The organism is Protofrankia sp. Cas4 (genome assembly GCF_963555915.1).
Taxonomy (GTDB): Bacteria; Actinomycetota; Actinomycetes; order Frankiales; family Frankiaceae; genus Protofrankia.
Window position 1 is genome coordinate 1 of sequence record NZ_CAUVXL010000185.1, and the last position, 22,738, is coordinate 22,738.

Sequence of the window (22,738 nt, forward strand, 5' to 3'; positions counted from 1 at the left end):
CGCGTGCCGTCAGCCGCCGCGCATCCGCACCGCGTACATGCTCGGGTGGACGGACCACCACCACATCCAGCGCGTCGAGGAAGGCTGCCGTCACCGCCTGCCACCGCTGGCCCGGCTCCGGCACAAGAACAAAACGGTCCAGCACGATCCCGGCATCGGCCGCCGCCACCACACCGAGCGAGGCAAAGCCCACCATCGCGCACCACACCCCGGCCTGTGAGGGCACGCCGAGCACTGCCAGAAGAAAAGATGTTGATCCACTCACCGCGACTGTCGACCCACGTCGAAGCCCAGCCGCTGGCAGCATCGACGCGAGTGCGGGCGCCACCGGCAGCAGCCGGTGGCCGGTCGCCCCGACCCGACGCGTATGTGGGGCGTCGGCATTCACGATCTTCTGGAGATCGGCCAGGGTAGCCGTCTTGGTCAAAGCGGCCTTCAGCCTCGGGCCAGTCTGGCTGACCCGACAAGCATGGCCGGCAGCGCCGGCTGTGACGGCAGGCCCAACGTTGTTTCCACCACCGTGAGAAAGGTTTCAACCTGGCGGACCAGGTCATCGGCATCGCGGGTATCGACCACCGGCAGACCCGCCTGCGCCGCCGCCCGCCTGGCGGCACCGGATGCGAAGAACTGCGCCCACTCCGTCAGTTCAGGTGCCACCATCGCAAGCAGCCGCCAGGCACTCGCCGGCCGACCACGATGACCGGGACGGGCCTGAGCCCGATCGGCGAGGACAGCCGCGGCAGCACGCAGCGCCGCCAGATGGGCCAGGGCGTACCGCTCCCCGGGAAGCTGGGCCAGGCTCGCCTCGTCAAGGCCGTGACGCGCGGCCAAGAGCAGCTCGTCGCGGGAACGGCGGGGCAGCCCCGCGGCCGGGAGCGCCGTTCGAACGTCAGGACGCTCCCGCGTCAGAGCAGACACGGAAAATGTAGCGCGTTGGTCAACAGTCCGCCGGCTCATGACCGCCCCTTCCATGTGTCGAACGCATGTTCGAGCACTGAAAGAAGTAAACCTCACCCGAGCCAGATCCGTCAACATCGTCGGCCGCAGCGGAGCACCCAGGGCGCAGGGCGACGCCCCCACCCGAAGCGGCTACGAACGCGCTCCCGATCGCAGTCCTTCGGGCCGATGAAGGGGTTGTTCCGTACGCGGCACGACAGGCCGACCGCTGTCAGAGCGCGGACCGGGCGGTGCTTCGCATACCCGGACCTCAGTAATCCGGGCCGCCGGCGGCGCGGAAGAACCACGATCGCGCCGCCTTTGGCCCCACGGCGCCCCAGCAACCTGGGCCTCCGGCTGCGCGGAAGAACCACGATCGCGCCGCCTTTGGCCCCACGGCGCCCCAGCAACCTGGGCCTCCGGCTGCGCGGAAGAACCACGATCGCGCCGCCTTTGGCCCTTCAGTAGCAGAAACCAACCCAGGGTCAGCAGAACCAACGGATCGTGGATACCCCCGCGCCGACGACGATCGTCGTCCACGAGCACCAGCGCCGTGCAGTCGCGCGCGAACCGGATGAGACCGCCGCCGTATCTGCTCAGAAAGCCGCATTCAAAGACGGACCCGCGGGGAACGACCCAACGCACCGCGCGGGTACCAGGAAGTTCGACCATGCCGCCGCCACCGCGCCGCGCCGGCCGAAAGGCAGCCAGCGGAATACACGTCACGGGATCGAACACCCGTATCCCCGGGCCATCAAGATCGGCTTCCAGCGCCAGTGGCCGACCGGCAACCATCAACTCAACCCGGCGGCGGTCATCCCAGTCCGCGAGAATCGCGGCAACGCGGCTGTCATCCGCGACGAGCATGACCCAGCCCAGCCTACCGTCGACGACATCCAGGGCCACCTCATGCAGAAGTCCCGGCTGTAGCATCCCCTTCGTCGATGTGTCCATGATGATCGGCACACCTTCCTGTTGTTCCTTCGGCCCCGTACGAACAGGCCTGTATGGAACAAGCGAAGCAGGCAGCCATCAACCAGTCGTACACACACGCTCACAGCGAAAATTGACGCTCCGTTGATGGTAACGTGGAATCGGCGGCAGGACCCACACGAGCCGAAAGCGAAAGAACCCGCGATACTTTGCACGGTAGCAGTCGTCCACCCGACTCGACCCAGGGACGCGAAGTGGTTGCCACAGTGGCGCACACGACGCACGCTGTACCAGTAGGCCAAAGGCAGCACGATCGTCGCCCTCGCCAAAGTCGCCGGCGACATGGCCGTGTCGCCGGCAGCCCGAAGAAGCGCGGACCCGCAAGCGGGTATCGCCAGATACCGTAGCCGGACGGGATCAGCGCGAGAAGGTCACATGCCGAACGAAGAGAACCTGCATTTCGCAATCCTGGGGCCCACCGAGGTCACCCGTGACGGCAATGGGATCGTCCTTGGCGGAAAACAGCGGAAAGTGCTACTCACGGTCCTGCTGTTGAACATCGGCCAGATCATCACAACCCGTCATCTGATCGATACGGTCTGGGATGGCGCTCCCCCGGACGGGGCGTCGGCGACCTTACGGACACACATCAGCGAGCTGCGCCGCCGACTCGACCCGACCGAACGCAACCGCCTCCTCGTCCGCAACGGCCCGGGATACGCACTTCGGGTCAGTCCCGAACAGGTCGACGCCACCCAGGCTCACGCCCTACTCGATCAGGGTCGCCGCGCCGTCGAGGACGGGGATCCGGTCGCCGCGATCGCCCCGTTACAGGCAGCCCAGGGCCTGTGGCGCGGTCAGCCACTCGCCGACGTCGCCGAGTACTCCTTTGCCACCGCCCATATCCAGCGCCTTGATGAACTGCACCGCGACGTCCTGCGGACGCGGATCTCCGCGGACCTCTCGCTCGGTCGCCACCGGGAGATCATCGGCGACCTTCGGGCACTGGTCACCCAGTACCCGCGCGACGACGCACTGCGCAAAGATCTCATCATCGCCCTGTACCGGGCCAACCGGTCCGACGATGCCACGCAGGCATGCCGCGAAGGGCTCGAGGCCCTGCATTCCCACGGTCTGGACGCAACTCCGCTACGCCGCCTGCAGGAGGACCTCCTGCGGGGATCGGCCAGCTTGGACTGGACACCACCACGCGCGCTGGAGCGTCCGACGCCACCGACACCACCGAGCCTCGGGGTCTACCAGCTTCCGCCGGACGTCGCCGAGTTCACCGGCCGCGACAGCATCCGGACCAGGATCCTCACCGCGCTGACCGACCCGGAGGCGCTGGCCAAAAGCACCGTCGTCGTAGCGATCGCCGGCAAGCCCGGAGCAGGTAAGACCGCACTGGCAGTCCACCTGGCCCACCAGGTTCGCGAGCACTTCCCCGACACGAGTCTGTTCTTCGACCTGCGGGGCAACATACCGTTTCCCCTGGAGCCGACCCGGGTACTGACTCGGCTCGTACAGGCACTTGGAGTAACCAGAACGGCGGTGCCCACCGACCCGGACGATCTTGTTGAGATGTACCACGGCCTTCTCGCCAATCAACGCATGATAATCGTCCTGGACAACGCCGCCAACGAGGCTCAGATCCGGCGGTTACTGCCCACCACTCCCGGTTGCGCGGTCATCGTCACGAGTCGCTCCCGGCTGCACAGCCTGGACGCCTATCACCGGACAATCGACGTCCTGCACCCCACCGAAGCCGTCGCGCTGCTGGCGAAACTCACCGGTGACCAGCGGGTCGAAGCCGAGCCCGAGGCCGTCCGCGACATCGCCGGGCTCTGTGGCTATTTGCCGATGGCGATCCAGATCGCCGGCCGCAAGATCGCCGCTCACCCGCACTGGCGCCTGGCCCGCGTCGCCGGCCGACTCACCGGTGAACGCGACCGGTTGTCCTGGCTGGAACTCGGCGACCTCGAGGTCCGAGCCAGCTTCGCGCTGAGCTACGATGGTCGGCCGGAGGACGAACGCCAGGCCTTCCGACTGCTCGCCCTCCCCAACGTCGTCGACTTCGCGCCCTGGGCCGCGGCGGCCCTGCTCGGCATCGGCGGCGACGAGGCCGAGGACGTCCTTGACCGCCTCGCCGACGCCCAGCTCCTGGAACGGCGTGGTCCCGACCAGACCGGACAGACCCGATACCGTTTCCACGACCTGATGCGGGTATTCGCGCGGGAACGCCGGACCGGCCAGCGGCAACGCGATGAGGCTTCTCCTCGCATTGCCGGCGGCCCGGCGGAGCATGACGACACCGCTGGGGCTGCCACAAAGCGGGTCGGAACAGAGCCGGTCGGCCCAGAGCCGGTGAACACCGCCGACGACGATCTGCGCACATCCCTGGCCAGACTGCTCTCGGCGTACCTGACCGTTGTCGACCGCGCCACCGCGGCCTTCTCACCCGGTGGGCCGCGCACGACCGACAACCCGGTCGCGCCCGGTGCGCCGGCAGACGAGATCGACACCATCTCCGCCCTGCTCGCGGGGCCACTGGTCTGGTTCGGTATCGAACGCGTCAACCTTCATCTCCTGATCGAGCAGGCGGCCACGCTGAAGCTCGACGAGATGACGTGGCGGTTGGCCGCGGCGGCCACCCAGTTCTACGAATTCAACGGCCATTGGGACGACTGGGATCAGACACACAGCCAGGGCCTGACGGCGGCCCGCCGGGCGGGCGACCCGCTCGCTGAAGCCACCATGTTGTGCAGTCTCGGCGACCGGGACATCGTCCTCGCCTTCGAGGAGGCGTCCTGGCGTCTGGGCGCCCCTGGCACCGACCCGGACAGCCAGCCCGCGATCAACGCGAACGGCGCGGCACGCGATCACCTCGACCTCGCCGCCGAACGGTTCACCCGCAGCCTTGAGATCTTCACCGCTCTTGATCATATTTATGGCGAAGCGCGCAGTCTGCACGGGCTCGCCGACGCCTGCCGCGGCAAGGGCCAGTACGATGAGGCTGCGCAGTTTTTTGACCGGGCGCTGCAGCTGTTCCGCCAGTCCAACAGCCCGGCAGCGGAGGCCGAAACGCTGGTGTGCCTGGCCATGTGCCACGGCAACCGCAAGGAATTCTCTGACGCCATCACCTGCCTGTCGATGAGCCTGGCGATCGCGCGGGATCTCGACAATCGGCCGCTGGAGGCGTACGCACTGCGCCGCCTCGGTGACCTCCACCGCAGCCAGACGCGACTGGAACGCGCACTCGCCGCGTACAACAACTCCCTGACCCTGCTCGCGGCCCTGCCGGATCCGCTGTGGGAGCCGCGCATCCTGATCAGCCGCGGGGACATGCTCGCGCGGATGGACGACCTTCCCAGCGCTCGGCGATCCTGGCAGCAGGGCATCAACCTGCTACGCAAGACCGGCTCCGCGGAACTCGCCGTCGCGGAGCAACGACTGTCCTCGACCGCACCGGTCAAGCCCGCCCAGTTCGGCGCCGGCCGGCTGCTCGGTGGATTCGACCCCGCCTACTTCATCAGCCGCGCCGCCGCCAGCCGGCGGATCGTGCGGGTCCTCAACACGTGGACCGACCTGGTCGCCCCCCAGCATGAGCCGGGGTTCGCAACGGCCGTGGGCAGCGCGCTGGACGGCGGTGCACTGGTGCAGATCCTCCTGCTCGACCCGGACTCGCCTGCCGCCGCGCAACGAGAGGAAGATCTAAGCCGCAGCGTCAACGTCCCTGACACGATCAGAAGTAACCTGCGCCGGCTCGACGCCATCCGAACGGGTCTGGACCCGCGCCTGCGGCACCGGATGTCCGTGCGTGTCTACAGTGAGCAACCACTGACGAGTTACCACCGGTGGGACAACGGGGCCATCGTGTCGACGTATCCGGTTGGTCGCTCCTCGGCGGCTTCCACCCAGCATGAGACGACGGTCGACTCCACCCTCGTCCAGTTCATCGAGCAGCGCTTCGACAGCCTGTGGGGCCCGGAGGTCAGCACCGGGCTTGACGACTATCTGGGGCTACCGCTGCTGATCGATTCGCGAACGGACGGCTCGTCTGCGCTCACCGTGCAATACGTGCGGATCGAAGACTCGGTCTACGTGGCCGATGACACATTGGCCCGGCTGGTCCGCGACAGCGGCCCGGACGGCGTTCTCACGCAGGTCGCCGGGTCTGGCCGTCATCCCCTGCTGACGTTGGGGAGATGCCGTGCGCTGCTCTGTCGCGACGACGCCTCCCGTCTCCGCGTGTTCTTCGCCCAGAAGTACGGGACGGAACACGACGGCGTGCTGCGCTTGTCACCGCTGCGGTCGGTGGGCCCCACGATACGGTTGTGACCGTGGGACGCGGCGGCGAAACCGGTGAAGCTGCGGCACAGAGCTGCCCGCTGGTGACTGTCGACCTGTGGGGGGTGCATCCCCGTCATGTCCCACACGCAGTCGCGAGAATGGCGCTGGACCGCCGGCACCTGCGGCGCACGACCGGCGTCGTCTTCGCCCGATCGCTCGGCACCGGACGCGGCCAGACCTTCGGCCTGCGCGACGCCGACGTGCTGCGCTGGGGTCTGCTGACCGTCTGGGCTTCCGCGCGCGAGGCGGCCGCGTTCGAACGGTCCGCCATGATCGGCGCATGGTCTGCAATCGCACACGAACGGTGGCGAGCTGAGCTCCACCCGCTGTCGTCCCGCGGGAGGTGGGCCCGCCAGCGTCCGTTCGGCGATCCGGTGACGCAGCCTGCGGGTCTGACGCACCCGGCGGATCCGATTGCGGCGATCACCAGAGCCAGACTGTCGCTGCGGCGGGCACCCGCCTTCTGGCGCGCGGTGCCGCCGGTGGCCGAGGACCTCGCCCGATGCGAGGGCCTGCGGTTCGCGGTGGGGATCGGCGAGGCACCACTCGGCCTGCTGGGAACGTTCAGCGTCTGGGACGATGCCGAGGCATTGTGCCGGTTCGCCTACGGCAGCCCGGCCCACGCCGATGTCGTTCGCCGCACTGTCGACGGCGGCTGGTACAAGGAAGAGCTCTTTGCGCGTTTCGCCGTTCTACGTACCCACGGAACAGTTAAGGGCCGTGACCCGCTGGCACGATCCGAACAGGGGCCCGAACCTGGCGGATCAGTTTCACCGATCCGGCAGCAACCGCGAAAAACCTGATCATAGTTTATCCCGCGTGCTCGGACGCCCCACGGTAGCCGGGACGAAAATTCCCGACCCCCGCCATCCGATCATGACGGACGAGTCGGGTCGACAGTGGCGTCGGTCACCAAAAGATCCACACCGTTAACCAACCATTGAAGATCATGCGGCACGCTGGAAGTTATGCCGAACGCAGATCTTCACCACGAGCCGGACCGCGACGCACGCCACTACAAGGACCCTTCATTACACACGAGACCATAAACATGCCTTCCGGTAGCCGTGTTTCACTTGAGATTGTTAGCCGAAGGAAACAGGAATGTCTACACCCGCCGAGTCCGGCGTATGCGTCTACTCTCACCAGCTGCATGACACCCGCCGGGTCCTCATCGCGACCGGGGTGAGCGAACCCACCCGACTGTCCCTGACCTCGCTTCCGACGGTGTACCTGCGAGCGGACCTCGCAGCCACCCCGTCCGCGCTGCCCGAGGCGCTGTCGACGTTGCGACCCCACACCCTGATCGTTGGCGCGAACACCGTGGACGCGGCCGCAATAGCCGCCTGGACCGCGGCGGTTCATGCCCAGGAAGATCCTAATGGACTTCTGATCGTTCGCCGTGGCACCTCACTCGCGGCCATCGACCGTGACTGCGCAGCCGCCCATGGCATCACGGTCGTCAACACTCCCGAGGTCAACGCTCGCCATATCGCCCGTTTCGTCGTCAACGCGCTGCTCATCGATGAACCTGACCCCCACCTGGATCCCGGCACGGTGACCGTGGGCCTGATCGGCGCCGGCGCGATCAACGGGCGAGTCGCGCAGGCCGCCGCAGCCCGAGGTCATCGGATTCTCGTTCACACACCGTCCCTGACCGCCGACCCACAGGCGCGGGTCAACTGGCTGTCCGCGCACGCGCCGGCGGACGCGACCGTCACCTTCGCCCCCGACGTCGCCACCGTTTTCGCCGGCTCCGACCTGCTCAGCATCGCCGTGCCGCTGACCACCAGCGGCCTGCACCCGACCGACGGACTCGTCGGCACCGACCACGTCAAGGCATTCGCCGGCACCCGGATCGTGGCGATCTGCGAGCCGGAGGTTCTCCTCGAAGACGCGATCATGCACGCCTACTCCAGACGCGAGCTGACGGTTGTCATCGACAATGCGCCCGGGCTGGTCGACCCCCTGCGTCAGCGGATCCTGGAGCGGTTTCCCGACGGCACAGCGTTGCGTCCGGGCTTCACCGTCAGTTCAGCCGCGATGCGCATGCCCGGCTGCGCCGAAGATCTTGACCAGGCGGTCCTCACCGTGGTGGCCACCAGCGAGGTTGCCGATCTGTTCGCCGGCCTGGACGCCGGCCGGACCCCCGGGCCGGCGGCCACCGCACCGGCGGCCACCGCACCGGCAGCCACCGCACCGGCCGGGTGCGGCGCCGAACCGACGGCCGACCGTCACGAGCATGGCCGGCGTCATCATCGGACCGATCCCGGTGAGATAGTGATCATCGGTGCCGGGATCGTCGGGTTGACCATCGCCCTGAGCCTGCACACAGCCGGCTGGCGCAAGCTGCGGGTACTGGACGCGGCCCCGGCCGACCGCACCGACCCCAACCTGCAGGGCACGACCTACCGCGGTACCGACGGGCGCCACCTGTCGCTGACCGAGACGATCCCGCACGCTGACGCATCCCGGCGCACGGTTCTGCGCCGCCCGCCCACGGACGGCGGATGGCAGCTACGCGACCCGATCACCCTCAATGATACCGAACGTGACTGGGTCGCGGCCTTCGAGGGATTCGCCGACCGTGCCGGGTTGCGTGCGCTCACAGTCGATCTCGCGATCGGTCTCAACCGTCTGGGCCTTCGCGGCTGGGAGGCGTTGTTCGCTGCCTACCCGCACGCCTTCGATCAGCTGCGCCGGGATGCCCGGCTGCCCCGCTGTTACCTGTCTGCGCCGGATCTCGCCGCCGGGATACGGCTGCAGGGCGCAATCAACTCCGCGGCCAGGGTCCTTGGCCCGGATGAGATTGCGCTGCGCTGGCCTGCGCTCGTCACAGCCACCGCCGACCCGGTCGCCGACCTGGATCACTCGACCCCCGTATCCGTCGCGTCCGTTCACGGCGCTGTCGAGGTCGACGGGTACGCCGTCAACATTCACCAACTTGCCGACACCATCGGTAATCTGGTCGTAGCTGCCGGGGTACCCGTGCATTCCGGCAGTCCGGTGCGGTCCCTGCGCAGGATCGCGAACGGCAACCCGGCCGGAAGCTCCGACGACCTTCCTGATGATCTTCCCGGCGACGGTTCGCACGACAGCCCCGATGACCATCCCGACACCGAATCGGGCACCGAATCGGGCACCGAATCGGGCACCGAATCGGGCACCGAATCGGGCACCGAATCGGGCACCGAATCGGGCACCATAGAACTCGTCCTCGACGATGGCACAACCATGCGGGCCGGCACCGTCATCGTGACGATCGGCGGGCGTGATCTGGTTGCCCTGCTGGGCGAGGACGCACCATCAGCCGGCGCGGTCCAGCACGTTCTCGGAGTTTCGGTGACGCTGCCCAACCCCGGTCTGCGACACGCCCTCAAGGTGCACGCGCCGGACCCCATCGGGGTCGTGAACATCACCTTGTCCCCGGACTCCGCCCTGATACACGCCAGCGGAGGTTTCGGTTACCTGGGACTCGCACGGCCTGCGCCGGACGATCCGCGGGTCGCGGAACTGATGGCGGCGCTGGAGGACATCGTCGGGCAGCTACTCGCCCCGCCGCAGGGCTCGGACGGACCGCACCGGATCCTCGACCGCCGCACCTGCGAACGTCCGATGACCCCGGACGGCCTGCCGGTGCTGGAAGCCGTGGACGCCTTCGGCGGACAGGTGATCGTGGCGGCCGGGACCAACGCGGGTGGCGCGGTCCAGGCACCGGCCCTCGCCATCCTGCTCGACGGCCTGCTCGCGGGCGAACGCGGCGGGATCCACCTGGCGCTGCGCCCGGATCGGGCCAGCCTGCGGAGCACCTCGGTACCGGTGTCGGTCTGATCCGAGTCGGACACCGTCTCCCAGGCCGCAGCGCCACGAATCGAAGCGTCCCGAAGCAGAACTAAGCAGAACTGAGCGGAACTGAGCGGAACAACCGGTGATCTCGTGGTCCGACATCCCGTGGATCGTCGCCACGTCGGACCACGAGAGATCCGGTCACCCACCGGGCCGGACCGGCGGTGGAGGCGGCTGCTCGGCACCGGACAGCCGAGTTGACCAGCATCCACCGCCCCGCCCACCGGCCCGGCCACCAGCGCGTGCGGGTGTCGGTGGAACGGGGTTGGGCACAACGCCCCGAGCACCCGTTATTGTCGAGCACCTTGGATGGTGTATGAGACGGACACGCCCCGCGCGTGGCCAACCGGCGCCTGGCCGATCACCGTGGCGCGGGGCGAAGACGAAGACGCGAGGGAGGCAGGCTTGATGGAGCACATCGGGCTGGTCCGCTGGACACCCGCGCGGATGCGTGCCCGGCTGAGCGACGTCATCGGTGTCTACAAGGCCGCCTTCCTCGACGTCCACGAGGCTGATCCGGCGCGGGCGGCCATCGAGCGAACCATGCACGCACGCCGGCACGCTGAGCGTCGGGATCTGCGGGCGGTGGCGGCGCTGCTGCCAGACGACCGCCTGATCGGCTTCGCGTATGCCCTGCCCGGGCAGAAGGGCCAGTGGTGGCATGACGTCGTCTGCGACGCGCTGCAACCCGAGGACGCCGCGGTATGGCTCAGCGACTGCCTGGAGATCGTCGAGTTCCACGTCCTGCCGGAGTTCCAGGGACGGGGGGTCGGGCGCGAACTGATCCGGGAGCTGCTGCGCGAGGCTCCGCAACGCACAGCAGCGCTGTCGGCGCTGGAGCTTCCCGACAGCCGGGCCCGGCGGCTGTATGCCAGTGAGGGCTTTGTGCCGCTGCTGTCGAACTTCCAGTTCCCGGGCAGCTGGGTCGAATACGCGGTACTGGGTAAGCACCTCACGGCCACCGAACCCGCCCAGGGGGAACAACCCCAGTCCCGCGGCACGGCCGAACCGCCGACCGGCCGGGCTCAGGAGGCCAACGGCCGGCGGGTTCGTGCGGTCTGAGCCCAGACCCGTCGTGACCGCCCCTGCATGGGCCTTTGCCGCGGTCACCGTCGCCGCACAGATCGCCTATCCCCTGGCCACACGTGCCGGACGACGTGATCTCACCGTCGCGACGGTGCTGTCGTTCGCCGCGGCCTCGGTCATCCACGCGGCTTGTACCCGCGGCGCCGGATGGGCGGCCAGCATGGTCCTGGTCACCGCCGGCGGCGGGCTTGCCGCCGAGACCGCCGGGGTCCACACCGGTCTCCTCTTCGGCCGCTACGTTTACACCGATGCCCTCGGGCCGGGTGTCGCCGGGGTACCCGTGGTCATCCCGCCAGCCTGGACGATGATGGCCTACCCGGCCTTCACCCTGGGACGCTACGCCGCCCGCCGGCTACCGGGCCAAAGGCGATGCGAGCGTGGTTCTGTCGCATCGCCGGAGGCCGAACTCCCCGGAACACCAGAGGGCCAAAGGCGGAGCGTCGCGGTGACCGCGCTGGTCGGAGGTTGGCTCCTGACAACCTGGGATCTCTTCCTGGACCCGCAGATGGTCGACGCCGGCTACTGGCGCTGGTCGGGCGATGTGCCCGCTCTCAACGGCATCCCCCTGTCGAACGCGGCCGGCTGGCTGGTGGTGGGCATCCTGATCACCGGGGGCCTGGCCCTGATCCCGCGACGGCGAGGCGTCCCGGACGGTCCGTTCACCGACCGACTGCCGATTGTCATGATCGGATGGACCTACGCCTCATCGTTGCTGGCGAACCTGGTGTTCTTCGACCGTCCCGACGTGGCCCTGGCCGGCGGGATCGGTATGGGGACGCTGCTCGCCGCTGTGGGGGCCGCGGCGATGGCGACGCGCCGGCAGTACCAGCCGACCTCGTGACCCCCCACCGATCGACCCGAGGTCCGCGTGTCCGGCCCTACAGCTGGACACGGCCCTACAGCTGGACACGGCCCTACAGCTGGACACGGCCCTACAGCTGGGCACGGCTGTCGCCGGTGGCGAGCGCGGTCGCAGCGGGCGTGCTCACTGTCCACACCGCCGTGAACGCCCGCCTGTTGCGGGTCCCGCCGAGCGCCGAGCCGGTGGCCGAACTGGTGAGCGTGTTGCTGCCGGTGCGCGACGAAGTCGAGCGGGTGGTCCCATGCCTGTCGGCGGTGCTGGCATCGGTCGCGCTCCCCCACCTCGAAGTGATCGTCTATGACGATGCCTCCACCGATGGAACCGCGGAGCTAGCAGACGGGATGGCCGACCGTGACGGCCGCGTCCGGGTGGTTCACGGCAGCACAGTGCCGGTCGGATGGCTCGGCAAACCGCACGCATGCGCCCGGCTCGCCGACGCGGCCCGGGGAAACGTGCTGGTCTTCATCGACGCGGACGTCACCGTCGCCCCGGACGGGATCGCCCGGACGGTCGGATTGCTGCGCGCGACCGGCCTCGACCTTGTCTCGCCCTACCCCCGTCAGGACGCCCACACCCTCACGGAACGGCTGGTTCAGCCGCTCCTGCAGTGGTCGTGGCTCGCGCTCCTGCCGCTGCGGCTGGCCGAACGGTCCCCGCGGCCGTCGTTGTCCGCAGCGAACGGCCAGCTCCTGTGCGTCGACACGGCTGCCTATCACCGGGCCGGTGGACACACCCGCGTCCGTGACCATGTCCTCGAGGACATCGCGCTCCTGCGGGCGGTGAAGGCCGCGGGCGGGCACGGGGTCGTCGCAGACGGAACGGACATCGCCTGTACCAGGATGTACAACGGCTGGCCGGCCCTGCGTGACGGCTATGCCAAGTCGCTGTGGGCCGCCGGCGGGAACATCGGCGCAAGCGCCGGCCAGGTCGGCGTCCTGGCCTGGCTCTTCGTGCTTCCGGCGATTGCCATGATGCGCGGTTCCCGGGCGGGCCTTGCCGGTTATGTCGCGGCAGTGGCCAGCCGGGTGATCGCGGCACGGCGCACCGGCGGCCGGGCGTGGCCCGACGCCCTGGCGCACCCGCTGTCCATCTGCGTGTACGGCTACCTGACCGCGCTGTCCTGGATTCGACGGCTACACGGCACCGCCACCTGGAAGGGCCGTCGCGTCTGACCGGTGAAAAACGGTGATGCAGCTGGTGAACGGCACACGATGGGAGCCCGATGTCGGGCATCCAACCGCTACGGTCTGCTTTGTGTACGATGTCCGTTCCCTTGGCCCACCCGACGCCGTTCCGTCGCTGTCGAACGCTGGGGCCGCCGTGGGCGGGCTGGTCACCGTCACCGCTGTTACTCTCACGGTCGTCTTCGCCGACGCACCGGGCCTGCGTACATGGTGCACGATCTTTCTGGCCGTGACGGTTCAGGCGTTCCCCTTCCTCGTCCTCGGCGTGCTCATCAGCGGCGCGGTGGCCGCGTTCGTCCCCGACGGCGCGTTGGCCCGGGTACTGCCGCGCCGGGCCGTGCTCGCCGTGCCGCTGGCCGGGGTATCCGGCGCGTTGTTGCCTGGATGCGAATGCAGCTCGGTGCCCGTCGCCAGACGCCTCATCGACAGCGGAGCGCCACCGGCGGCGGCGTTGACCTTTCTACTGGCGGCGCCGGCCATCAATCCGGTCGTGATCGTCGCAACCGCCGTCGCCTTTCCGAACAACCCGCGGATGGTCCTGGCGCGGTTCATCGCCTCGCTGCTCGCGGCCATCATTGTCGGGTTGATCTGGCACCGGTTCGGCGTACCGATTCTGAAACAGAACGACACCGCCCCCGACGGAGATAATCATGGGGGACGCGGTGGCGGCCTGCGGCTGCGCCGGCTCGCCGATGTCGCCGGTCACGACTTCCTCCACGCCGGCGGCTTTCTCGTCCTCGGCGCGGCGCTGGCCGCGACGCTCAACGTCGTGGTGCCGCGATCGGCGCTGGACGCGGTGGCGGGCGCCGGCATCCTCACAGTGATCGCTCTTGCGGTGCTGGCGGTTGCGCTGGCCGTCTGCTCCGAGGCGGACGCGTTCGTCGCCGCGAGCCTGTCCCAGTTCCCACTGACCGCGCGACTGGCCTTCCTCGTCGTCGGACCGATGATTGACGTCAAATTGATCGCCATGCAGGTGGGGACCTTCGGTCGCCAGGTGACCTCACGGTTCGCGCCGGTGACCTTTCTCACCGCGGTCATGACCGCGGTCGTGGTCGGGACGGTTGTGCTGTGACGCACAGTGACCTTGATGGCAACGCCCTCGACGCCCTCGACGGAATCGACGGGCGCACGGGTCTTGACACCGACGATGACCACAAGACCACCGAGGCCGGCGCCGGAACCCACATCGGCCCGATCGGCGGACTCCTGCTGCTCATCATGGGCATCACCTTCCTGCGACTCGCGCAGACCGGCGCCTACACGTCCTACGTGCGGGTAGGCATGCGCATCCCGCTGCTGGCCGCCGGCGGGCTGGTGACCCTGCTCGGCGCGGTCGCCCTGGTGCGCTACGCCAGCGCCGGCAACCATGACCAGACACAATCCGCCCACCGGCACGGTCCACCGGGCGTGGCGCTGTTGCTCCTACTGCCCGTCGCCGTGATCTACATGGTCGCCCCGCCGTCCTTGGGCGCCTTCAGCGCGAGGCGGGCCACCATCACCGTGCCACCACCGCGGGCTGTCCCCTACGGGCCGCTGCACCCGGGACCGGACGGGATCGCCACCCTCCCCATGCGGGAGATCGTCGAACGGACGTACGACCGCGGCCGGTCGCTTGCCGGGACGACCGTCCGGATGACCGGTTTCGTGGCGGTACCCGAGGGCCGGCAGATCCTGCTGACCCGATTCGTGATCCGGTGCTGCGCCGCTGACGCCGAAGCCGCGGCCGTTGATCTCACGCTTCCAGACGGCGTTGCCGCACCCGCCGAAAACACCTGGGTGACGGTACTGGCGACCTGGGACGGCAGCATTCCCGATCATGGTAGGCCGAAATTTGCGGCACGCACACTGGACGTCATTCCAACCCCGGTCGATCCGTACGAGACATAACCGCCATGCCGGTGGGCCCGCCGGTACGGCGAATCGACCGGGACATTTCCGCGCGGCCATGAGCGCCGCGAATTGTTCACCGGACAGTAGACCTCCTGTGCGGCTGGAGCCGCCACCGGTCAATAGCCTTCTCGCCGCCCGACCCACTTTCTCCTACCGTCCATCGGGGCCGCCGACGGCGCCCGCGGCATATGCAGCAGCGATCGCGCAGTCGTCGGCCGACCCACTCAGAACGGAGCAGCATGAGCTTTCTCTCGTCCCGACGCGCCCGCTGGGGCGTCGTCGGTGTCGCCGGTGTAGCCGCGGCGACGTTAGCCTTCGTGATGCCGGCGGCGGCTTCGCAGTCGAACCAGGGGCGCCGCGGCTCCCAGGTCGAGGTACAGATACTCGGGTTCAACGACTTCCACGGCAATCTGCGTCCGCCGACCGGTAGCGGCGGGCGGATCGGTGGCGTGGACGCGGGTGGCGCCGTCTATCTCGCGACCTGGTTGAAGAAGCTTCGGGAAGGTAACCCCAACTCCGTCACCGTCTCCGCCGGAGACAATGTCGGCGCCAGCCCGTTGATTTCTGCTCTCTTTCACGACGAGCCGACGATCAACATCTTCAACGAGATGGGCGTCGACATCAGCAGCGTCGGGAACCACGAGTTCGACGAGGGCAAGGACGAACTGCGCCGGTTGCAGCGCGGCGGCTGCAACCCGGTAGACGACTGCCAGCTCGGGTGGTTCGGCGGCGCGGATTTCGAATACCTCGCGGCCAACGTCATCGACGTACATCGGGACCGGCCGCTGTTCAAGCCGTGGACGGTACGGCGGTTCCAGGGCGTACCGGTCGGGTTCATCGGAATGACCCTGAAGGACACCCCGACCATCGTCACCGCCGAGGGCGTCAAGGGCCTGCGTTTCGATGACGAGGTGGCTACGGCGAACGCCGCCGCCGCCCAGCTCAAGCAGGCTGGCGTACACACGATCGTGCTTCTCATCCACCAGGGCGGGGCGCAGGCGAGCACCGGTACCTATGACGGCTGTACCGGCCTTTCCGGACCGATCGTCGATATCACCAAGAAGCTGGACCCGGAAATCTCGGCGGTCGTTTCCGGCCACACCCACCAGGCATACAACTGTGTCGTGGACGGTCACCTGGTCACTCAGGCCGCTTCCTTCGGCCGGGCCCTCACCGACATTCACCTGACCATCGACAGGCAGTCGGACACCGTCGTCAGCGCCACCGCCGCAAATCACATTGTGACGCGCGACGTCACTCCTGACCCCGATGTCAGCGAACTCGTGGACGAGTACGGTGCGAAGTCCGCGACTCTGGAAAACAGGGTCATCGGACGCATCACCTCCGACCTCACCCGTACCGCCTCACCGGCTGGCGAAACCCCGATGGGCGATGCCATCGCCGACGCGCAGCTGGCCGCGACGAGCTCCGCGACCACCGGTGGCGCGGTTGCCGCGTTCATGAACCCCGGCGGTGTGCGGGCGGACCTCACCTACGCCCCGTCCGGTGCCGAACAGCCCGGTGAGGTGACCTACGGCGAGGCCTTCACCGTTCAGCCGTTCAACAACCTGCTCACCGCGATGACCATCAGCGGGGACGCCATCAAGCGGGTGCTGGAACAACAGGCCACGACCAACCGGATTCTCCAGCCCGCCGGAATCACCTACAGCTACAGTGCAAGCGCACCCGCCGGCTCGAAGGTGAGCAACGTGGTCATCGGCGGGCAGCCGCTGAACCCCGCGGCCTCCTACCGGATCACTGTCAACAACTTCCTCGCCGGCGGCGGTGACGGGTTCACCGTCTTCACCGAGGGCACCGAGGGCACCGAGGGCACCGAGGGCACCGAGGGCACCGAGGGCACCGAGGGCACCGACAAGGTAAACCAGGGCATCGACCTGGATGCGTTCGCCGCCTACCTGGCTGCCAACTCACCGCTGGCACCGCCGGTCACCAACCGGATCACGCTGGTGCCGTAACAGTCGATCCCCGCGTCCGGTCCTGGTCTGCCTCAGCGGGCACCAGGCCCGGACGCTCTACCGCATGATGATTCGCCCGACCGGCTAGGATCTTGAACCCGGAGGTGGCAGTCCCGTGCGGATCGCGCTCAGCCAGATCGTCGCCGACCTCGACCCGAAGGCGAACCTCGACATCGTCCATGGCCAGGCGCTCCACGCGGCCGAGCAGAACGCGCGGATCGTGGTCTTCCCCGAGGCGACGATGGCCCGCTTCGGAGTGCGGCTGCGACCCGTCGCCGAACCGTTGGACGGCCCCTGGGCCGGCGACGTTCGCCGGATCGCGGCGGAGGTGGGCATCGTGGTCGTCGCCGGGATGTTCACCCCCGCGCCCGACGGGCGTGTCACCAACACGCTGTTGGTCACCGGGCCCGGCGTCGATACAAGCTACGACAAGATCCATCTGTACGACGCGTTCGGCTTCACCGAATCCCGCACGGTCGCCCCCGGATCCCAGGTGGTGACCGTGGACGTCGACGGGGTCCGGATCGGCCTCGCCACCTGCTACGACGTACGCTTCCCCGAGCTGTTCCGCGCCCACGCCGACGCCGGTGCCCTGGTCTGCCTGCTGCCGGCGTCGTGGGGCGCTGGACCGGGTAAGCGTGAGCAGTGGGACCTGCTGATCCGCGCTCGGGCACTCGACGCCACCGTCTGGCTCGCCGCCGTGGGTCAGGCCGATCCGAGCTCGGTCGGTGTCGAGACGTCCGCGACCGCTCCCACCGGCATCGGCTTCAGCGCCGTCGTCGGCCCCGACGGCTCGATCCGTGAGCAGCTCGGCGCCGAACCCGGCATGATCATAGCGGAGCTGGACATCGACGAGGTCACGGCAGTGCGCCAGAAGATCGCGGTCCTTGACAACCGCCGGCTCGGACGGCCCGAGCCACCCGCGTAGGCTTCAGCTGCCCGACACGAACATACTCAGCCCGACTCGTCGGTCCACGGGGCGAGCGCACGCGTTATGAACGTCGGCAGGGCCGCCTCCTCCTTGTCCAGCGTGAGCAGCATCGGTACATAAACCCTGCCCGCCGGGTCGTCGTCCGTGTCGGATTCCGGGTCGCCAATCAGCGTGAAGCCGTGGCGGACGTAGATACCTACCGCGGCCGTGTTGTCGGGCACAACCCATAGTCGGACGCCGATCGCGCCGACCGTTCGGGCCCATTCCACGGCGGCGTCGAGCAGAGCGTCGGCCGCCCCGGTACCGCGCAGGGCCGGCGCGACCCACATCGCGGCCACTTCACGGAACTCCGGCGCCAGCGACGGCTGGTAGACGTCGACCATGCCCATCGGTTCGTTCCCCCGCTCCAGGAGGAACGTCGCGTGCGCATCACCTGCGGCGTTGCGCCGCGCGCGAGCCCGCCAGTCCGCACGAGGACGGGCGCTCTCATCCGCCAAGGTCTGCCAGAAGGACCCGGGCGCATCGGCCAGCGCCGCCAGGCGGACGCCGCGTAACCGCTCGCCGTCATCGGGCCCGATGCGACCTACGTGGACGGTCAGGAGAAGAGCGCCCGGACGTCGTCCGCGTCGAGACTCGAACCGAACGCGTCGCCATCATCCATGACGCTGGAGAACAATTCGGCTTTCCTGGCCTTCAGCGCCATCACTTTCTCCTCGATGGTGTCCTTGGCGACGAGTCGGTAGACCATGACGTTCTTGGTCTGCCCGATGCGGTGTGTGCGGTCCACCGCCTGCGCCTCGGTTGCGGGGTTCCACCACGGGTCGAGCAGAAAGCAGTAGTCGGCCTCGGTGAGGTTCAGACCGAATCCGCCGGCTTTCAGGCTGACGAGGAACACCGGGGCTGACCCCGTCTTGAACCGTTCGAGCACTGCCGATCGGTTACGGGTCCTGCCGTCGAGGTAACAGTATTCCACGCCGACGGCGGACAACCGGTCGCGTACCTTACCGAGAAATCTGGTGAACTGGCTGAAGACCAAGGCCCGGTGGCCGCCGTCGATGACGTCGCTGAGCTGCTCGAGCAGGGCGTCGATCTTGGCGCTCGGAATGTCGTCATGACCGTCGTCCACGAGTCCGGCGTGCAGGCTGAGCTGGCGTAGCAGGGTCAACGAACGCAGGATCGTGAAGCGGTTCTTGTTCATGTCCGTCACCAGGCCCAGAACCCTCTCCCGTTCCCGTTGCAGGTGGGTCTGGTACAGCTTCCGGTGCCGCGAATGCAGGTCCACCTCGAGAACCTGTTCCTGCTTCGGTGGAAGTTCAGGCGCGACCTGTTCCTTGGTACGGCGCGTCATCAGCGGTCGGATCCGCCGGCGAAGCTGCGCGAGCAGCTCGGCGTCGTGCTCCTTTTCAATGGGCTGGGCGTAGTAGTCACGAAATCGTGTCGGGCTCGGGAACAGACCGGGCGCGGTGACCGACAGGAGCGACCACAGCTCCATCAGGTTGTTTTCCATCGGGGTCCCGGTGACGGCCAGTTTGAAAGTCGCCGGAAGCAGTCGAGCGCACTGGTACGCCTTTGACTGGTGGTTCTTGACGACCTGGGCCTCGTCGAGAACCAGACCGGACCACGGGAGGTCCGCGTACTTGTCATACTCGAGCCGAAACAGCGTGTACGAGGTGACGACCAGGTCTGCGCGTGACACCGCCTGTTCGAGAGGGTCGCCGCGGCGTCGCTCCGTGTCAGAAATCGTCACTGTCCGCAAACCGGGTGCGAACCGTGCCGTTTCCGCGGCCCAGTTCGCCACGACGCTCGTCGGCGCGACGACGAGGAACGGCGCGAGTTCGGGGGCGACCTGCTTCGCGTGGCAGACCAGCGCCAGCGTCTGCAGCGTCTTGCCCAGGCCCATGTCGTCGGCGAGCACCCCACCCAGCTGGTACTGCCACAGAAACGCCAGCCAGCGGAAACCCTCGAGCTGGTACGGCCGCAGCGTCGCCGCGAGCGTCGAAGGCGGCTCATACTGATCCACCGCGCTCAGCGACAGCAGCCCCGTCACCTGTTGGCGCCATGAGTGCGCCTGGCGCTCGACCACGCCGAGCTCGGCCAGCTCGTCCCACAGCCCGGCCTGGAACCTGCTGATCCGCAGCTGACCGGCGGGTCGGTCCTGCAGCGCCCGCGCCTCTTCGATCAGCCGCCGCAAAGCCTGCAGCTCGGGCTTGTCCAAACTGAAATAGGCGCCGTCGGCGAGGAGCAGGTGCGACTGCCCCCGACCCAGCGCCAGGAAGACGTCCGCGAACGGCACCTGACGACCTTCCACGGAGATGGTGACCCCGAGGTCGAACCAGTCGGTCTCACCCACCACGTCATCGGTCGACAGGCCGATACGCAGCGAGTCGCCCGCCTCCCGGTAGTCGACAGGTTCGCCGCTGACCTCGACGACAACCCCGGGACGCCCCGCCAGCCACGGAAGCAGCTCCGTCGTCACGCGCATCGTGTCGGTACCGCGCAGCCGCACCCGCGACGGCAGGGTCAGTTCCGGGGTCAGTTCCGGGATCAGTTCCGGGATCAGCTCCTCGCCTGCGGGCCCCGGCCCGACGCAGAGCACGGCCGCCGCATCGGGGGGCAGGTCCAGCGCGGCCAGCACATCCCGCTCCTGGCGCGGGTCCCGGAATCCCTCCGGCGCCGCGTCGCGCAACGGTACGCGTATCCGCCGTCCGCCGAGGTCATACTCCCACTCCACGTTGAGGTCGAGGTCGTGGTCATCACCGTAGGCGGCACGCAGCACCAGGGTCGGCGGCACCACCTCCGGCGGTACGAACGACCCGTCACGGGACAGCACCGGGGCCAGCCGGCGCAACCGCGGGTAGAACTCCGTCCGGAACCGGTCCTCCTCGACAGTTGGGACCTCCAGGCTCCGGTTTCCCACGGCCATCCGCTGCAGCGCCGGCGGCACCGGCTCGACGAGACGAGCGAGCCGCACGTGCCAGTCGCGGTGGTCCTCAGACGCCCGGATCTCCGCCCGATCGACGTAGATGACACCGTGGCCGTCGCCGCCGATGAACGAGAACACCGCGGCCTCGGCTTCGGCCGACCCTTCGATGCGAAGCAGGGGTGCGACGATCAAGGATTCCGAGCTCGCGTCGCGCATCACGTCCACACACAGTTCGGCGAGGCCGTAACGGTCCACGTCGCCGAGCTTCTTCCTCGCGTGGACGAACCGGAGGCCGACCGCCGCGGCCGCGTCGAGCATCGGCCAAAGTTGGTGGCTCCCGAATGCGGAAAGGTCGAGCCGCTTCGGCCCGCTGTGAGAGTAGTACGAGTAGTCGTACCGGTCCTGTCGGGCCCTGTACAGGGCGAACATCTCCTGCAGCACCTGGACGTGCGCCGGGGAGAACTCACCGACCTTGTACGACGCATTCAGCTCGTCCCACCCGACGGCGGCGACCCAGCCGTTCTTTCCCGGCTTGACCAGCCGAGCCGTCACCTTCAGGCCCAACTCGGTGGTGGCGGCGCCGGCCGACGGATACGCCGCGAAACTCAGCTCGACGGCCAACGGCGTCGTCCCGCGGCCTGTCCACGGATGGCCGCTCTCGGGGACGGGTGGAGAGTCGAGCAGCTCCCCCAACGACTGGACCCACACCTGCGACGGTGGCGCTCTCACCGGCATCCCATTCCAGCGTCGTGACCACATCGTGCCGTGCGCCGCGGATACTCCTGGCATCCGGATGGCCCCTGACAGCCATCCGCAGACCAGCGGTACCGGACCTTTACCACGGTACCGGGTAGCTGCGACGACGCTCGGATCATGTTCGCGAAGGTAGCAGATTGTGGCAGGACGTCCTGTCGCGGCTACCCGCCAGCTCGAGGAGGACCACAGTCGATGTGCAGGACAAACAACGCCACGGCGTCGCACGCCTAAGATCGCCCGGAATGGAGATCGCCCGCTCCGCCACCATGACGTCGAAGCAGTACTACCCATGTACTACACTGGGCTCATGGAACAGGTACCCGTGCGGGTGCTCAATCAGGACACCGCAGGCGTCCTAGCGCGTGTCGAACACGGCGAGACCGTCGAAATCACCCGACACGGCAAGGTGATCGGCCGAATCGTGCCGGCAACCCCCGGGGAACTGGACGACCTGATCGCAGCGGGCAAGGTCGCCCCAGCCACCGTCACCGGCCCGTTCATCGCACCGCAGGGCCCACTGATCAATGGCCTGGAAGCCGGTGCGCTGATCCGACAACTCCGCGACGAGGAACACTGGTGATCTATCTGGACACCTCCGCGATCGTAAAGCTGATCAGACCCGAGCTGGAGAGCGACGAGCTGACCGAATGGCTCAACTCTCGGCAGACCGAGCATGTGATCACCTCCAAACTCGCCGAAGTCGAAGTCCCACGGGCGTTACGCCGGGAGGAACCGGCACGGCTGGCAGCGGTGCCAAGCGTCCTTGCCCATCTTGACCGCCTCGACATCGACGACGCCATCCGAGCCACCGCGGGCGCCTACCCGTTCCCCCACCTGCGGTCACTGGACGCCATCCACCTGGCCACCGCGGACCAGCTCGTCGCGTCCGGAAAGACGATCAGCGCCTTTGTGACATACGACAAACGCCTGGCCATCACCGCCGGAGAAATCGGCCTGGTCACAGCAGCGCCCGGCGGCGGATTCAACGGCGGCCAGGTCTCGCGGTAGGCGTCGATGTCGCGGACCCCCTGCTGCACCGTCTGCTGGGCCACCCAGGTCAGACGC

General features: G+C 68.1%; 16 protein-coding genes and 1 pseudogene. 13 read left to right on the top strand and 4 right to left on the bottom strand.

The window, feature by feature from the left end; translation table 11 throughout:
- Both U9979_RS17140 and U9979_RS17145 read right to left on the bottom strand, forming a co-directional pair.
- A pseudogene (locus U9979_RS17140) lies at nucleotides 1–427 on the bottom strand (hypothetical protein); the annotation flags it as partial.
- Nucleotides 428–435: 8 nt separating this feature from the next.
- Nucleotides 436–957, bottom strand: coding sequence for an SAV_6107 family HEPN domain-containing protein (locus U9979_RS17145; protein ID WP_322752348.1), 522 nt, complete (start codon nucleotides 955–957; stop codon nucleotides 436–438).
- Between the two features lie 483 nt (nucleotides 958–1,440).
- On the opposite strand from U9979_RS17145, the gene U9979_RS17150 reads away from it, so the two are divergent.
- The 11 genes from U9979_RS17150 to U9979_RS17200 all read left to right on the top strand — a co-directional run bounded on the left by U9979_RS17150 (nucleotide 1,441) and on the right by U9979_RS17200 (nucleotide 17,991).
- Nucleotides 1,441–1,866, top strand: a complete 426-nt coding sequence (locus U9979_RS17150) for a hypothetical protein (RefSeq protein ID WP_322780186.1) — start codon at nucleotides 1,441–1,443, stop codon at nucleotides 1,864–1,866.
- A 438-nt stretch (nucleotides 1,867–2,304) separates the two neighbouring features.
- Entirely contained in the window at nucleotides 2,305–6,207 is a 3,903-nt protein-coding gene (locus U9979_RS17155; protein WP_322780187.1) for an AfsR/SARP family transcriptional regulator, read from the top strand.
- The gene (locus U9979_RS17160; protein ID WP_322756315.1) at nucleotides 6,204–7,022 is read left to right on the top strand and encodes a spheroidene monooxygenase; all 819 of its coding nucleotides are present in this window, start codon (nucleotides 6,204–6,206) and stop codon (nucleotides 7,020–7,022) included. Before U9979_RS17155 ends, U9979_RS17160 begins: the two co-directional genes overlap by 4 nt.
- Nucleotides 7,023–7,323: 301 nt before the next feature.
- Nucleotides 7,324–10,050 carry an FAD-dependent oxidoreductase gene (locus tag U9979_RS17165; RefSeq protein ID WP_322780188.1) on the top strand — a complete coding sequence of 909 codons (2,727 nt, stop codon included), beginning with the start codon at nucleotides 7,324–7,326 and terminating at the stop codon, nucleotides 10,048–10,050.
- A gap of 423 nt (nucleotides 10,051–10,473) precedes the next feature.
- On the top strand, nucleotides 10,474–11,127 hold the full coding sequence (locus U9979_RS17170; RefSeq protein WP_322780189.1) for a GNAT family N-acetyltransferase: 654 nt from the start codon (nucleotides 10,474–10,476) through the stop codon (nucleotides 11,125–11,127).
- A 13-nt stretch (nucleotides 11,128–11,140) separates the two neighbouring features.
- Complete coding sequence (locus tag U9979_RS17175) at nucleotides 11,141–11,992, top strand: carotenoid biosynthesis protein (RefSeq protein ID WP_322780190.1); 852 nt, start codon at nucleotides 11,141–11,143, stop codon at nucleotides 11,990–11,992.
- A 116-nt stretch (nucleotides 11,993–12,108) separates the two neighbouring features.
- Complete coding sequence (locus U9979_RS17180; RefSeq protein WP_322780191.1) at nucleotides 12,109–13,185, top strand: glycosyltransferase family 2 protein; 1,077 nt, start codon at nucleotides 12,109–12,111, stop codon at nucleotides 13,183–13,185.
- A 148-nt stretch (nucleotides 13,186–13,333) separates the two neighbouring features.
- Nucleotides 13,334–14,269, top strand: a complete 936-nt coding sequence (locus tag U9979_RS17185; protein WP_416220243.1) for a permease — start codon at nucleotides 13,334–13,336, stop codon at nucleotides 14,267–14,269.
- Complete coding sequence (locus U9979_RS17190; protein WP_322780193.1) at nucleotides 14,266–15,084, top strand: TIGR03943 family putative permease subunit; 819 nt, start codon at nucleotides 14,266–14,268, stop codon at nucleotides 15,082–15,084. The genes U9979_RS17185 and U9979_RS17190 overlap by 4 nt, the downstream gene beginning before the upstream one ends.
- Nucleotides 15,085–15,326: 242 nt before the next feature.
- Nucleotides 15,327–17,063 carry a bifunctional metallophosphatase/5'-nucleotidase gene (locus tag U9979_RS17195; RefSeq protein WP_322780194.1) on the top strand — a complete coding sequence of 579 codons (1,737 nt, stop codon included), beginning with the start codon at nucleotides 15,327–15,329 and terminating at the stop codon, nucleotides 17,061–17,063.
- Nucleotides 17,064–17,178: 115 nt separating this feature from the next.
- A complete protein-coding gene (locus U9979_RS17200; RefSeq protein ID WP_322756264.1) occupies nucleotides 17,179–17,991 on the top strand; it encodes a carbon-nitrogen hydrolase family protein in 813 nt (270 codons plus the stop codon).
- A 26-nt stretch (nucleotides 17,992–18,017) separates the two neighbouring features.
- Here U9979_RS17200 and U9979_RS17205 read toward each other — a convergent pair whose 3' ends face one another.
- Together U9979_RS17205 and U9979_RS17210 are read right to left on the bottom strand one after the other, a co-directional pair.
- On the bottom strand, nucleotides 18,018–18,491 hold the full coding sequence (locus tag U9979_RS17205; RefSeq protein WP_322780195.1) for a GNAT family N-acetyltransferase: 474 nt from the start codon (nucleotides 18,489–18,491) through the stop codon (nucleotides 18,018–18,020).
- Nucleotides 18,492–18,589: 98 nt separating this feature from the next.
- Entirely contained in the window at nucleotides 18,590–21,646 is a 3,057-nt protein-coding gene (locus tag U9979_RS17210; protein ID WP_322780196.1) for a DEAD/DEAH box helicase, read from the bottom strand.
- A 334-nt stretch (nucleotides 21,647–21,980) separates the two neighbouring features.
- On the opposite strand from U9979_RS17210, the gene U9979_RS17215 reads away from it, so the two are divergent.
- Both U9979_RS17215 and U9979_RS17220 read left to right on the top strand, forming a co-directional pair.
- The gene (locus U9979_RS17215) at nucleotides 21,981–22,253 is read left to right on the top strand and encodes a type II toxin-antitoxin system Phd/YefM family antitoxin (protein WP_416220244.1); all 273 of its coding nucleotides are present in this window, start codon (nucleotides 21,981–21,983) and stop codon (nucleotides 22,251–22,253) included.
- On the top strand, nucleotides 22,250–22,681 hold the full coding sequence (locus tag U9979_RS17220; RefSeq protein ID WP_322751515.1) for a type II toxin-antitoxin system VapC family toxin: 432 nt from the start codon (nucleotides 22,250–22,252) through the stop codon (nucleotides 22,679–22,681). Before U9979_RS17215 ends, U9979_RS17220 begins: the two co-directional genes overlap by 4 nt.
- The last annotated feature ends 57 nt before the right edge of the window (nucleotides 22,682–22,738 follow it).